The organism is Rhodoferax sp. LS1R11 (assembly GCF_056521395.1).
In genome coordinates, this window is sequence record NZ_JBWMAW010000013.1 from 89630 (window position 1) to 101711 (window position 12082).

At 63.9% G+C, this 12082-nt stretch carries 16 protein-coding genes; 9 read left to right on the forward strand and 7 right to left on the reverse strand.

Going from position 1 to position 12082, the window contains the following annotated elements; genetic code table 11:
* Positions 1-61: 61 nt before the first annotated feature.
* Both queA and tgt read left to right on the forward strand, forming a co-directional pair.
* A complete protein-coding gene (gene queA, locus AC097N_RS15590; protein ID WP_479582531.1) occupies positions 62-1162 on the forward strand; it encodes a tRNA preQ1(34) S-adenosylmethionine ribosyltransferase-isomerase QueA in 1101 nt (366 codons plus the stop codon).
* Positions 1149-2354, forward strand: a complete 1206-nt coding sequence (gene tgt, locus AC097N_RS15595) for a tRNA guanosine(34) transglycosylase Tgt (RefSeq protein ID WP_479582533.1) — start codon at positions 1149-1151, stop codon at positions 2352-2354. The genes queA and tgt overlap by 14 nt, the downstream gene beginning before the upstream one ends.
* A gap of 56 nt (positions 2355-2410) precedes the next feature.
* On the opposite strand, the gene AC097N_RS15600 is transcribed toward tgt, so the two are convergent.
* The 5 genes from AC097N_RS15600 to AC097N_RS15620 all read right to left on the reverse strand — a co-directional run bounded on the left by AC097N_RS15600 (position 2411) and on the right by AC097N_RS15620 (position 6080).
* Positions 2411-3685: an FIST signal transduction protein gene (locus AC097N_RS15600; protein ID WP_479582535.1), complete on the reverse strand. Its 1275-nt coding sequence runs from the start codon at positions 3683-3685 to the stop codon at positions 2411-2413.
* A gap of 49 nt (positions 3686-3734) precedes the next feature.
* Entirely contained in the window at positions 3735-4436 is a 702-nt protein-coding gene (locus tag AC097N_RS15605) for a PhaM family polyhydroxyalkanoate granule multifunctional regulatory protein (protein WP_479582537.1), read from the reverse strand.
* Between the two features lie 93 nt (positions 4437-4529).
* Positions 4530-5021, reverse strand: a complete 492-nt coding sequence (locus tag AC097N_RS15610) for a copper chaperone PCu(A)C (protein ID WP_479582538.1) — start codon at positions 5019-5021, stop codon at positions 4530-4532.
* Between the two features lie 52 nt (positions 5022-5073).
* A complete protein-coding gene (locus AC097N_RS15615) occupies positions 5074-5643 on the reverse strand; it encodes a YcnI family copper-binding membrane protein (RefSeq protein ID WP_479582540.1) in 570 nt (189 codons plus the stop codon).
* A 77-nt stretch (positions 5644-5720) separates the two neighbouring features.
* Positions 5721-6080 carry a DUF2946 family protein gene (locus tag AC097N_RS15620; RefSeq protein ID WP_479582542.1) on the reverse strand — a complete coding sequence of 120 codons (360 nt, stop codon included), beginning with the start codon at positions 6078-6080 and terminating at the stop codon, positions 5721-5723.
* A 96-nt stretch (positions 6081-6176) separates the two neighbouring features.
* On the opposite strand from AC097N_RS15620, the gene AC097N_RS15625 reads away from it, so the two are divergent.
* The 3 genes from AC097N_RS15625 to AC097N_RS15635 are packed head-to-tail and all read left to right on the forward strand — an operon-like array spanning position 6177 to position 7646.
* The gene (locus tag AC097N_RS15625; RefSeq protein WP_479582544.1) at positions 6177-6581 is read left to right on the forward strand and encodes a TraR/DksA family transcriptional regulator; all 405 of its coding nucleotides are present in this window, start codon (positions 6177-6179) and stop codon (positions 6579-6581) included.
* Positions 6582-6599: 18 nt separating this feature from the next.
* A complete protein-coding gene (locus AC097N_RS15630) occupies positions 6600-7013 on the forward strand; it encodes a VOC family protein (RefSeq protein WP_479582546.1) in 414 nt (137 codons plus the stop codon).
* A gap of 27 nt (positions 7014-7040) precedes the next feature.
* Entirely contained in the window at positions 7041-7646 is a 606-nt protein-coding gene (locus AC097N_RS15635) for a MarC family protein (RefSeq protein WP_479582548.1), read from the forward strand.
* Between the two features lie 8 nt (positions 7647-7654).
* Here AC097N_RS15635 and AC097N_RS15640 read toward each other — a convergent pair whose 3' ends face one another.
* Positions 7655-8668 carry a fumarylacetoacetate hydrolase family protein gene (locus AC097N_RS15640; protein WP_479582550.1) on the reverse strand — a complete coding sequence of 338 codons (1014 nt, stop codon included), beginning with the start codon at positions 8666-8668 and terminating at the stop codon, positions 7655-7657.
* 140 nt (positions 8669-8808) lie between these two features.
* On the opposite strand from AC097N_RS15640, the gene AC097N_RS15645 reads away from it, so the two are divergent.
* The 4 genes from AC097N_RS15645 (at position 8809) to AC097N_RS15660 (ending at position 11185) form a co-directional block, all read left to right on the forward strand.
* The gene (locus tag AC097N_RS15645) at positions 8809-9921 is read left to right on the forward strand and encodes a DUF3108 domain-containing protein (protein ID WP_479582552.1); all 1113 of its coding nucleotides are present in this window, start codon (positions 8809-8811) and stop codon (positions 9919-9921) included.
* A gap of 98 nt (positions 9922-10019) precedes the next feature.
* Positions 10020-10316 (forward strand): BTH_I0359 family protein, encoded by a 297-nt coding sequence (locus AC097N_RS15650; protein ID WP_479582554.1) that lies wholly within the window; start codon positions 10020-10022, stop codon positions 10314-10316.
* Positions 10317-10375: 59 nt separating this feature from the next.
* On the forward strand, positions 10376-10945 hold the full coding sequence (locus AC097N_RS15655) for a ChaN family lipoprotein (protein WP_479582556.1): 570 nt from the start codon (positions 10376-10378) through the stop codon (positions 10943-10945).
* 6 nt (positions 10946-10951) lie between these two features.
* Positions 10952-11185 (forward strand): hypothetical protein, encoded by a 234-nt coding sequence (locus tag AC097N_RS15660; RefSeq protein WP_479582558.1) that lies wholly within the window; start codon positions 10952-10954, stop codon positions 11183-11185.
* Positions 11186-11214: 29 nt separating this feature from the next.
* Here the strand turns inward: AC097N_RS15660 and asd are convergent, their stop codons facing one another.
* Positions 11215-12060 (reverse strand): archaetidylserine decarboxylase, encoded by an 846-nt coding sequence (asd, locus tag AC097N_RS15665; protein ID WP_479582560.1) that lies wholly within the window; start codon positions 12058-12060, stop codon positions 11215-11217.
* Positions 12061-12082: the final 22 nt, after the last annotated feature.

The following is a 12082-nucleotide window of genomic DNA, read 5'->3' on the forward strand; positions in this document are numbered from 1 at the left end:
GGCCTGCGACAATCTCCCCCTTTCTTCAACTTGGCACGGGGCTGTCCGCCCCTCAAGCACCATGACCCTCACCGCCCCCGGCGCCACGCGCGCCTATTGCTTAAGCGACTTTGACTTCATCCTGCCCGAAGCCCTGATCGCCCAACATCCCGCCCCCGAACGCAGTGGCTCCCGGCTGCTGGACGGCACCGCCGCGACGCCGGTTGACCGCATCTTTCGTGACCTGCCCTCGCAGTTGCGCGCGGGCGACCTGCTGGTGTTCAACGACACCAAGGTCATCAACGCCCGCATCTTTGGCGAAAAAGCCACTGGCGGCAAGCTTGAACTCCTGATCGAGCGGGTGCTCACCGGCAACCAGGTGGCCGCCCACATGCGCGTGAGCAAGAAGCCTGAAATTGGCGCCACGGTGGCCCTGGTCGGCGCGCCCGGCACCCATGACAACCTGCGCGCCACGCTCTTGGGGCGCTGGCCCGATGCCGATGGGCCGCTGTTCCGCTTTGTGCTGTCCAACGACGCGGGCGACGACCCCTACACGCTGATGGAACGCCACGGTCATGTGCCGCTGCCGCCCTACATCACGCACACCGATTCGGCCGAGGACGCCACCCGCTACCAGACCGTGTTCGCCAAAAACCCCGGCGCCGTGGCCGCCCCCACGGCCGCGCTGCACTTTGACGAAGCGCTGCTGGCCAGACTGGACGCCATGGGCGTGCAGCGGGCCCACGTGACCCTGCATGTGGGCGCAGGCACCTTCCAACCCGTCAAAACCGAAAACCTGGCCGAGCACCAGATGCACAGCGAGTGGTATGACGTGCCCCTCGCCACGCAACAGGCGCTGGCCGACTGCCGCGCCCGCGGCGGCCGCGTGGTGGCGGTGGGCACCACCTCCGTGCGCACGCTGGAGAGCTGGGCGCAGACCGGCCAGACCACGGGGGACACCAACATCTTCATCACCCCCGGTTTTGAGTTCAAGGTGGTGGACGCGCTGGTGACCAACTTTCACCTGCCCAAGTCGAGCCTGATGATGCTGGTGAGCGCCTTTGCCGGGTATGAACACATCATGGCTTTATACCGCCACGCCATGGCCAACCACTACCGCTTTTTCAGCTATGGCGACGCCATGCTGCTCCACAAACAAGAGACTCGCCATGCTGAAGTTTGACCTCCTCAAGACCGATGAGGCGCAAGGCGCCTACGCCGGAAGCCACGCCCGCCGCGGCACCCTCACGCTCAACCATGGCGTAGTGCAAACCCCCATCTTCATGCCGGTGGGCACCTACGGCACCGTCAAGGGCGTGATGCCGCGCAGCCTGGAAGAAATGGGCGCACAGATCATCCTGGGCAACACCTTTCACCTGTGGATGCGCCCCGGCCTGGACGTGATGGCGCAGTTTGGCGGCCTGCACAAGTTCGAAAAATGGGACAAACCCATCCTCACCGACTCCGGCGGCTTTCAGGTCTGGTCCCTGGGCGAGATGCGCAAGATCAGCGAGGAAGGCGTCAAATTTTCCAGCCCCGTGAACGGTGACAAGCTGTTTCTGACACCCGAAATCTCGATGCAGATCCAGACCGTGCTCAACAGCGACATCGTCATGCAGTTTGACGAATGCACGCCCTACATCTCGGTCGAGCCCAAGACCAAGGGCCAGCTCACCACCGAGGCCGAAGCCCGTTACTCCATGGAACTCAGCCTGCGCTGGGCCAAGCGCTGCAAGGCCGAATTCACCAAGCTGGAAAACCCCAACGCGCTCTTTGGCATCGTGCAGGGCGGCATGTTCGAGCACTTGCGCCAAGAATCACTGGAGCAGCTGGTGGAGATGGACTTTCCCGGTTACGCCGTCGGCGGTGTCAGTGTGGGTGAGCCGAAAGACGAGATGCTGCGCATCATGGCGCACTCGCCGCACCGCCTGCCCGCCCACAAGCCGCGCTACCTGATGGGCGTGGGCACGCCCGAAGATTTGGTGGAAGGCGTGGCCCAGGGCGTGGACATGTTTGACTGCGTCATGCCGACCCGCAACGCACGCAACGGCACGCTGTTCACCCGCTATGGCGACCTCAAAATCCGCAACGCGCGCCACAAGGCCGACGAGCAGCCGCTGGATGCCAGTTGCACCTGCCATGCCTGCGCGGGCACCTCCGGCGTGTCCTGGGCTGAGGGTGGCCGTGACGGCTTCAGCCGCGCTTACCAGCACCACCTGGACCGCTGCGGCGAAATGCTCGGCCCCATGCTGGCCAGCATCCACAACCTGCACTACTACCTGAACCTGATGGCTGAAGTGCGCGCAGCGCTGGACGCGGGCACCTTCGGCCAGTTCCGGGCGCAGTTCAAGGCGGAACGGGCGCGGGGGGTCTGATCAAAACGCTATCAATTAAATAGCTACTCCTGCACGTCCCGCGGGGGCCAGAGGCCTTAATTGCTTGTAAACACCGTCAGCACGCCGGTGTAGCCATACAGGTGGTTGCGGGCAATCTCGCCCCCCGCAAAAAAGCCCACCAGCGGCACATCGCCCAGTGCCCGGCGCACGATTTGCAGTTCGGCGCTCGGCCCGCCAAAGTGGGGACCCCCGCGCCCCGAACAACTCACGTAAATCGCGCCCGCAATGCCACGGGCCGGATGCGGCGCGGCATCGGCCTCCGACGCGGCCAGCGCCATGGCAGCTTCCACCGGCAACTCTTCGGGCTCCAGCTCTTCGCGAATCTCGGCGCAGACGCGCATCAAATCGGCCTTGGCGGCCTGGGCATTGCGCCGGCAAAAAGCCAGTTGCATGCCCTCGTGCAGCTCGGTCGCCACGGCCACGCCGCGGCGCGCCGGGTCCAGGCCAATGATGTGGCGCACAATGACATCGCTGCCAAAATTGCCGGTGCGGCCCACGGCCACGCCGTCACTGCTCCCGCCACCGGCCGCCGGCTGCATCAGGCCAACCAGCGTGGCCCGCACCGCCATCAGCGCCTGCTCGGGCTGCTCCAGCGACACGCCCAGCTCGCGCAACATCACGTCCAGCGCGGGCTCGCCGTCCAGACGGGTTGCCACATTGTTTTCACACGCCGTCACCCCATGGGCTTTGGAAATGGGCAGGCAACCCTGCGTGACGCGCGACACCAGGCTGACGCCCTCCCCAAACGCCACGCCGCTCAGGCCGCCACTGAACACCCCGCTTGCAGCCCCCTGCCCGCTGATGTTGCCGTTGCCGCCCACGGCAAATTGCACCGAGTCGGAGCGGCTGGACGACAAGCCGCCAAAGAGATAGCCCGAGTCGGTGCGCAGCGCCATCTCGGCAATCAGCTCGGCCAGGTCCGGCGTGTCGGCATCGGCGTGAATCAGGGCAGTGTGCGCCTCAAAGCCCAGACTGAGCGGGGCCACGCCGGAGAACACCCGGTATTGGTCCGGCGGCAACTCGCACAGCATCACGGCCAGGGCGGGTTCGTCAAAATACTCCACGTTGTTGGATGCAATGCCGATGCCCACCGTGCCCGACCAGTCGGTGATTTCAGGCAGTTCGGCACCCAGGTGCTCCAGAATGTCCTGGGCCTGGGGGGCGTAGTGGTCGGTGATGTAGAGCAAGGCCAGCGTGGGACTGCTCGCGTAACCATGCAGGGCCATCTGGGCCCGCAGTTGCGCCAGCACCAGAGCAGCCGCCATCTGCCATTGCGGGTGGGTGGCATGACCGTAGGGGAACAGCTTCATGGGGCACCTCCCGGGAAACACATGGCTGACGTGAGGGACGTGACGGGCATCAAGCGGTGGGTTTGCGTGGCGCTTTTTTGGCCACGGCCTTCTTCTTGGCGGCCGCCTTGGGCTTGCTGGCGGCGGTGGTCGCTTTTTGGGTTGCCTTGACGGCTTCTTTTGCAAATCCGGCGGCCATGTTTTTGGTCGCATCCATCATGGTGTTTTTGCCCGCCTCTTTCATGGCGCCCGCTGCAATCTGCTGGAACTGCTGCGTCAACGAGCCCCACAGGTGCATGGGATCAATCAGGCCGGCAGCGGCCGTGGCGGCGGGTTTGGCTGCATCCCGAACTTTGCCGGCCGCTTCTTCCGCGTCGGACGCCAACTCGGAAATGGTCTTGCCTGCCGACGCGGCTTTTTCAGTCACCTTCTGCACACTGGAGGCCACGGTTTCAGCCGCCTTGAGCTTGAAGGCATTGGCCACATCGCCAATATTGAAGTTCATGCCTTTGAGCGTGGCCAGGGTCATTTTTTGCACTTCCAGCGCCTGCACGGTGGCACCCAGGGCTTTGGAGTTTTGATCCAGCCAGAAATGCACCGCCTTGAGTTCGGCAATGCGCTTCTCCAGCTCCTCCACGTTCATCGTCGGCGCCACCCAGTTGGCCAGGTTGGGCATTTGCGGAATGGTCTCCGTGGTGCCCTTGGCCAGGTTTTGCAAGAAGTCAAAACCGGGAATGAATTTACCGAAACCAGCGTCTGTTGCGTCCGTCATTTTTGTCTCCTGTGGGTTTGATCGATACCGTTCGATTCGCAGCTTACCCCAATGCGGACGCGATGGCGATGGGCATTTCCGGGGGGCTTGCCATCAGTGCTTGTGCATCTCCATGGCCTCTTTGCCCGTCGGCGCCGCACCGGGTGGCGCAATAGCCACCGGCACCTTGAGTTCCACTTTGCTTTCCACGCCCTTCGCGTCCTTGAACACCAGCGTCATGGGAATGGTGCTGTCCTTGGGCAAAGCCGCCTTCAGGTCCATCATCATCACGTGGTAACCGCCGGGCTTGAGTTCCACTGTTTTGCCCGCGGGCAAGTCCAGGCCGCCCGGCACGGCGCGCATGCGCATCACGTCGCCGTCCATCTTCATCTCGTGGACTTCAGCCACGCCGGCCACCGGTGAGGAGACGGACACCAGTTTGGCGCCGTCTTTGGCGGTGATTTTCATGAAGGCGCCGGTGGCCTTCTGGCCCTGCACGCTGGTGCGTACCCAGGCATCTTTGACTTCTACGGTTTGAGCCGACGCAAGCAGGCTCGTCGCCAGGGCCATGCCGCCCAGGAGGGTTTTGATGGATTTGGATTTCATGGTGTTTCCTTGACAGCGTTAAACGACAGGGTGGGGTAAGCGGATTGCAAAATCAATGCTGATGTCCGGCCACGCCAGATTCGATGATGTCCAGCAAAGCGGCGGGAAGCTTCAGGCCTTTGGTGGAGGTGCCCGATGCCGGTGTTTCGGCCCAGTCAATGCTACCCTTCTCACAAGTCTGCAGCACTTTGAACCACATCGGACCCGCCTGCTGGGGCAGGCCGCCGCGCAGCACGAACTCGTCGTACCAGCCGTCGAGCAACCAGCTGTCTTTGGAAACCGCCGTCCAGGTGATCTCGCTCACGTCTTCTGTGATCTGTTTACCGTGGTTGTCATACGGTTTGGCCAGCTTGGCTGATTGGAGAGACAGCACCCAACCGGCCTTGGGCATGGGCTTGGCGCCCTGAAAGCCAGCCGGCATGATGACCTTGAGCGCCGTGACAGGCGAACCGTCGCAACCATGCCCGACCCGGAACGTGGCGCGGTAGCTGGTGTTGGCCAGCGCGGCGGGCTCGCCCAATACGATATGAGAAAAAGAGGCTGAAGCCCCCGCCAACAGGGCGCAAGCAGCTACGATTTTAGTAGCAAATAACATGACCAGACCAGCACGATTTTTCCGCATGGAAAATCTCCGAAAATTTAATGAAATCAGCCTGTAGCCCACGTCAGACGTGCGCAAGGCGCTATCAATTCAATAGTTCAGGAGAAAGCGGGAGGCCCGCGCGCAGGCGGTGGTGCACCGGTCAGGGCGGCGATGTGGGCCGCCGGGATGCTCTGCATCACATAGGCCAGCGGCTGCACGGGTTCTGCGGTCTGGCGCGTCACCGGAGGCGGGGCACCGACCGTGGCGCACAGCGGGCACTCCATGGTCTTGGTGGCCACCTCTTTGCTGCTGCCGTCATCGGCCTTGACCAGCACCTTCATCACGCCCGTGCCGGTGCAAATCAGCTCCATGCCTTGCGGTTTGACGATGGGCGAGGCAATCGCCACCCCGATGGACAACGCAAACCACACCAGCACGAAGCGGGCGATGAGGTGGGCGTTGCGCAGAGTTTGCATGGGGTAGATTATTGCACCCCAAAACTTGACTTTCGTCAAAGACACCGGCTACGGGGCGGCGCAAGATGAAACCTCATACCCACAGAGGCCTCTTTCATGATCACAAAAATTACCGCCCCCTTCAAGGCCCAACTGCTCGTCCAGCGCGCCAGCTTGCTGGAGCAATTGGGCAACCTGCGTGGCGGCACGGTCGGTCGCGCCGAAGCGTCGGCCGAGCACTTCGCCAGGGAACAAGACTCCACGGCCCAGATCAACACCGCTCGCGATCTGGAGCTGGCCCTGGACGAACGCGAGACCACCGAGCTGAGACTGGTCGACGCCGCGCTGGCCCGCATTGAAGACGATACCTACGGCCAGTGCATCGACTGCGGCGTGGAAATTCCCGCCGCCCGGCTCCACGCCGCGCCCGAAGCCGCCCGTTGTATTGCCTGCCAGGAGAAAACCGAGAAGCAAACCCGAGTCACGGAGCAGGAGCCCAGACCGACCAAGCCAACGAAATGAGCCTGCTATCCTGAGAGCATGCGCAGCCTATTTCACCTCGCCTTCAACGTCACCGACCTCGACCAGACCCGCCGTTTTTACGGCGACGTGCTGGGTTGCACCGAGGGCCGTAGCACCGCCACCTGGGTCGATTTCGACTTTTTTGGCCACCAGTTGTCCATGCACTTGGGTGAGCCGTTCAAGACGGCGAACACCGGCCATGTGGGCGAGCACCTGGTGCCCATGCCCCACTTCGGCCTAGTGCTGGCCTTGCCCGACTGGACGGCGCTGGCGCAGCGGCTGCAGTTGGCCGGGATCGACTTTGTGCTGCCCCCGCAGGTACGTTTTGAAGGTGAGCCGGGCGAACAATGGACTATGTTTTTTTGCGATCCCTTTGGCAATCCGATCGAGATCAAGGGCTTCGCCTCGCTGGACACCCTGTACGCCAACTGAACGCCGCCCTCCGCCTGCTCCACTGTCATGAACTACACCTTCGCCTCGGCCACCATCCTGCTGATCCTGATCACCGACCCCATCGGCAACATCCCGATCTTTGCCAACGCGCTCAAACACGTGGCGCCGGAGCGTCGGCCGTGGGTGATTCTGCGGGAAGTGATGATTGCCTTCGTGCTGTTGCTGACCTTCATGTTCGTCGGCGAAGGCTTTTTGCGCGTGATGAACCTGAGCGAACTGTCGCTGCAAATTGGCGGTGGTGTGATTCTGTTCCTGATCGCCCTGCGCATGATCTTCCCGCCGCCGCCCGTGGCGGAGGCGCTGGAAGAACTGGGCGAGCCGCTGATCGTGCCACTGGCCATTCCCGCCATTGCCGGGCCTTCCGCGCTGGCGACGGTGTTGCTCCTGGTCTCCCAGGCGCCCGACCGGCGCATGGAGTGGATTGCCGCGCTGTGCGTCACCATGACCGTGAGCGCCGTGGTGCTGGTGCTGGCCGAGCGCATTCAGCGCGTGGCAGGCGACCGCTTTGTGGTGGCGCTGGAGCGCCTGATGGGCCTCGTGCTGGTGGCCGTGTCGATCGAGATGCTGCTGCGCGGGATCAAGACGTTTGTGAAACAGGTCGCGGGGGTGTGAGCCCCGGCTCAGCGTTTGGAGCTGACCTCGTCCACCGGCACGATCTCCTGGTCAATCGCACCAAACACGCTCTGCCCGTCGCGGCCCTTCATCTCGATGCGGATGGTGTCGCCGTATTTCATGAACTCGGTGGCCGGCTTGCCGTCCTGAAGGGTCTCGATGGCGCGTTTTTCCGCAATGCAACTGTAGCCGTGGCTCCAGTCCTTGTTACTGACCGTGCCCGAGCCGATGATGGAGCCGGCGCGCACGTTGCGTGTCTTGCACAGGTGCGCAATCAGCTGGCCGAAGTGGAAGGTCATCTCCGGCCCGGCCTCGCACATGCCCACCTTGCGGCCATTCCAGGTGCTTTGCAGCGTCAGGTTCAGGCGCCCCTTGTCCCAGGCGTTGTCGCCACTGGATGCAAACTCGTCCAGGGTCACGGCCACCGGGCTGAAGGCGGTGGCCGGTTTGCCCTGCACAAAGCCAAAGCCTTTGGCCAGCTCGGCCGGAATCAGGTTGCGCAGGCTCACGTCGTTGGCCAGCATGACCAGACGAATGCCGTCCAGCGCCTGCGCCGGCGTGACGCCCATGCGCACGTCGCCGGTGATGACGGCCACCTCGGCCTCGAAGTCAATGCCGAAAGACTCGCTGGTGCACACCACATCGTCACAGGCGCCCAGAAAGTCGTCACTGCCACCCTGGTACATCAGCGGGTCGGTGTAAAAACTGGCAGGCACGTCCGCGCCGCGCGCCTTGCGCACCAGCTCCACGTGGTTGAGGTAGGCGGACCCATCAGCCCACTGGTAGGCGCGCGGCAGGGGTGCCATGCATTGCTTCGGATCAAACGGGAACGCATGGCGGGTTTTGCCGCCATTCAGCAGAAAATACAAATCCTGCAACTGGGGCGAATAGAAGTTCCAGTCGTCCAGCACCTGCTGCAGCCGGTGGGCGATGCCGGTGGCATAGTGCGCGGTCGTCAGGTCGCGGGAGACAACCACCAGTTGACCATCACGCGAGCCGTCTTTGTAAGTGGCGAGTTTCATAGGGAATGCAGGGGGAAGGAACGCTGGGGACAATAGCGCGTCAAAGGCGTATTGTTAAACTGATTTGACCCATCATACCGTCCACCCTATCCGTGAATATCAACCCCACGCGCGCAGCCGCCCAGCCCCTGGAGCCTTCCATGAAAGGGCCCTCCCTGCCCGGCGCCTTGTCGTTCAAGGGGCTGCTGGCGCTGACCGTGGCGGTGTTGCTGGCCCACATGGTCTTGCTCCAGGGGGCGCCCCTGAGCTTGGGCCTGAGTTCGTCGCCGCCCCCGCTGCGGTTCACCGTGCGGGCGCTGGACCCTGAGCCGAATTCGCCAGCCGTGGCCCCCCCAGCACCTGGGCTTGCTGCGGCACCCCCTGCTGCTGCCGCGCCCGCACGCCAGCCCAGCACCGAGCCCCCGGCAACATCACGCTCAACCCCACCCGCCGTGTCGGTGGAGGTAGCGGCCACACATGCCGCCACCCCAGACGAGCCCCAGGCGCCAACACCTGCGGCACCACCGGCTGCCACACCTGCAACGGCCGCCGCCGAGGCGCCGGCATCCGAGGCCCCGCCGCCACCGGGCGCCTCCGGCGGGTCACGCCCACCGCGTGAGGCAGCAAGCCTGGCAGCCGCGTTCGCGGTGCCCGGGTCGGTCCACCTCAACTACCGGGTCGAGGCCAACAAGTTTCCCTACAGCGCACGGGCCGAACTGGTGTGGCAGCAAAGCGCCCAGGGCTACAACGCACGGCTGGCCGTGAGCGCCTTCGGCCTCACGCGTGCCCAGACCAGTCGCGGGCAGGTGAGCGCCAACGGCCTGGCGCCCGTGCGGTTTTCAGACAAGGTGCGCAGCGAACTGGCCGCCCACTTTGACCGCGAAAAAGGCAAGGTCACGTTCAGCGCCAACACGCCTGATGTGCCCCTGCTGGCCGGGGCGCAGGACCGCCTGAGCATTCTGGTGCAACTGGCCGCCATGCTGGCTGCGAACCCAGCGCAGTACCCGGCGGGCAGCACCATCACGTTTCAGTGCATCAACGCCAAAGACTCGGAAACCTGGTTGTTCACGGTGGGTGGCACCGAAACCCTGGCCCTGCCGGGAGGCGAACTGGCCACCCTGAAACTGGTGCGCAACCCGCGCCAGGAGTTTGACCAAAAGGTCGAGTTGTGGATGGCGCCCACCCTGGGCTACCTGCCTGCACGCATCCGCCTGACCGAGTCCAATGGCGACTTCATCGACCAGAAATGGCAGTCCACCGAGCCCCTGCCCTGAGCCAGCCTGCAAGCCGGGCCCCGTGGAATGGCCCTGCCCTTGAAATTGCCGCCAATGCGGCCACCTGAACAAAAAGGATGATTAAGGGATAATTCACCATGCACACGCTTTACGACTCTGACACCTACTCTGTGACTCACATGCTGGCCAATCCCGCGCCTGAGGCAACGGTGGCCGGGGCAGAAAAAACGCGGCCCGTGCCTACGCTGGCACGCCACGGCTTTGAAATTGTGGACAAACGCGCCAACAAAGAGGTCTACCTCGACGGTTCCTGGGCCGAGTTGTTTCAAATGCACATCTCCGCCTGGCAGGAAAACACCCCCACGCAGGAAGAAGTGGAAGACACGCTGGAGCAGTACGCCGAACTGGCGCAAAACCCGGTCGTGGTGCACTGACCCACCCGCTCGATTCGACCCGGCCGCCAATGAACGTCAAACGGCTCTGGGTTCTGATAATGACTCTCCTCGGTTTGACCGGGTGCGGGGCCTTCCCCGCAGGCGCCCAACCCGACAACCTCCCCAACCGGCAACTCAGCCAGCTCAAGCAACTCCTGCCCGCGGACGCGATCCTGCTGGGTGAAAAGCACGATGCGCCGGACCACCAGCGCATCCACCGGTGGGTCGTTGACGCCCTGGTCGCCCGGCAGGTGCTGGCCGCGCTCGTGCTGGAGATGAGCCCGCAAGGCCAGTCCACCGGCCAACTCACCCCGCTCGCCACCGAAGCCCAGGTGCAGACCGCCTTGCAGTGGGATGATGAAGCCTGGCCCTGGGCTGCCTACGGACCCGCCGTGATGGCCGCGGTGCGTGCGGGCGTGCCGGTCCTGGGCGGCAACCTGCCCAAGGCGCACCTGCGCGAGGCCATGGCGGACCAGCGACTGGACGGCCTGCTCAACGGCCCGGCGCTCAAGGCGCAGCAACAAAGCATCCGCCTGGGCCACTGCGAACTGCTGCCCGAGAGCCAGATTTCACCCATGACGCGCATCCAGATTGCACGCGACGTGGCCATGGCCCACACCATCACCTAGGCGGCAGTGCCGGGTAAAACGGTGCTGCTGCTGGCCGGCAACGGCCATGTGGACCGGACCTTGGGGGTGGTGCAGCATTTGCCACCACAATTTATGGCAAAAACAGTGTTTCTCGGCGTGGAACGTGCGCAGACAGCTATTAAAAATATAGTACCCTTTGACCAGACTTGGTCCACCCAGCCCGCGCCGGACGTGGACTATTGCGCCAACTTTGCCGCCCGGCAGCCGGCTCAGCCCTGAACCGGGCTCGTAGTCCGAGCTCGCCCAGCCTAACGCTGACCGGCCATCGCCTCACCCAAGCGGATGGCACCGCCCGGCGCCCAGGCGGGGTTGAACTGCAGAGGGCCTTTGGGAAACAACATCACTACGGTGGAGCCCAGCAGGAAGCGGCCCATTTCCTCGCCTTGCTGGAGCACGATGTTCTGGTCGTCATAGCGCCATTCGCGCACCACCCCGCCGCGCGGCGGGTTGACGATGCCGTGCCACACGGTGGCCATGCTGCCCACGATGGTGGCGCCCACCAGCACCAGCACAAACGGCCCTTGTCCGGACTCGAACACACAGACCACGCGTTCGTTGCGGGCAAACAGCCCCGGCACGCCGCGTGCCGTGGTGGGGTTGACCGAGAACAGGTCGCCCGGCACATAAATCATGCGCGTCAGGCGCCCGCCCACCGGCATGTGGATGCGGTGGTAGTCGCGCGGGCTCAGGTACAGCGTGGCAAAACTGCCATCGTCAAACCGGGCCGCCAGCGCGGCGTCGCCGCCGACCAGCGCGGTACTGGAAAACTGGTGGCCCTTGGCCTGAAAAATCTGCTGGCCGGCGATCGGGCCGAACTGGCTGATGGCGCCATCCACCGGACAAATCAGGTCGGCGCGGGCCAGCGGGCGGGCATTGGGCTTGAGCGCCCGCGTAAAGAACTCGTTGAATGAGGGGTAGCTGGTGATGTCCGGGTTGGCCGCCTCGGCCATGTTGACGTTGTAGCGCTGTACAAACCATTCAATCAGCCGGGTGGTCAGGGCGCCGCCCTGCGCACGCGCCACGCGGCCGGCAAAAGCGGTCATGGCCTGCTTGGGAATCAGGTACTGCGCCAGCACGGCAAGACGATCGGACATGGGGAGCTACCTGAGTTGAGAT

What these genes read in the sequence shown, in the direction of transcription:
- AC097N_RS15630 (WP_479582546.1), top strand. Translation starts at nt 6,600, where the DNA reads ATGCGCAGCCTATTTCACCTCGCCTTCAACGTCACCGACCTCGACCAG.
- AC097N_RS15615 (WP_479582540.1), bottom strand. Translation starts at nt 5,643, where the DNA reads ATGCGGAAAAATCGTGCTGGTCTGGTCATGTTATTTGCTACTAAAATC.
- asd (WP_479582560.1), bottom strand. Translation starts at nt 12,060, where the DNA reads ATGTCCGATCGTCTTGCCGTGCTGGCGCAGTACCTGATTCCCAAGCAG.
- AC097N_RS15610 (WP_479582538.1), bottom strand. Translation starts at nt 5,021, where the DNA reads ATGAAATCCAAATCCATCAAAACCCTCCTGGGCGGCATGGCCCTGGCG.
- AC097N_RS15655 (WP_479582556.1), top strand. Translation starts at nt 10,376, where the DNA reads ATGACTCTCCTCGGTTTGACCGGGTGCGGGGCCTTCCCCGCAGGCGCC.
- AC097N_RS15625 (WP_479582544.1), top strand. Translation starts at nt 6,177, where the DNA reads ATGATCACAAAAATTACCGCCCCCTTCAAGGCCCAACTGCTCGTCCAG.
- tgt (WP_479582533.1), top strand. Translation starts at nt 1,149, where the DNA reads ATGCTGAAGTTTGACCTCCTCAAGACCGATGAGGCGCAAGGCGCCTAC.
- AC097N_RS15605 (WP_479582537.1), bottom strand. Translation starts at nt 4,436, where the DNA reads ATGACGGACGCAACAGACGCTGGTTTCGGTAAATTCATTCCCGGTTTT.
- AC097N_RS15640 (WP_479582550.1), bottom strand. Translation starts at nt 8,668, where the DNA reads ATGAAACTCGCCACTTACAAAGACGGCTCGCGTGATGGTCAACTGGTG.
- queA (WP_479582531.1), top strand. Translation starts at nt 62, where the DNA reads ATGACCCTCACCGCCCCCGGCGCCACGCGCGCCTATTGCTTAAGCGAC.
- AC097N_RS15620 (WP_479582542.1), bottom strand. Translation starts at nt 6,080, where the DNA reads ATGCAAACTCTGCGCAACGCCCACCTCATCGCCCGCTTCGTGCTGGTG.
- AC097N_RS15600 (WP_479582535.1), bottom strand. Translation starts at nt 3,685, where the DNA reads ATGAAGCTGTTCCCCTACGGTCATGCCACCCACCCGCAATGGCAGATG.
- AC097N_RS15650 (WP_479582554.1), top strand. Translation starts at nt 10,020, where the DNA reads ATGCACACGCTTTACGACTCTGACACCTACTCTGTGACTCACATGCTG.
- AC097N_RS15635 (WP_479582548.1), top strand. Translation starts at nt 7,041, where the DNA reads ATGAACTACACCTTCGCCTCGGCCACCATCCTGCTGATCCTGATCACC.
- AC097N_RS15645 (WP_479582552.1), top strand. Translation starts at nt 8,809, where the DNA reads ATGAAAGGGCCCTCCCTGCCCGGCGCCTTGTCGTTCAAGGGGCTGCTG.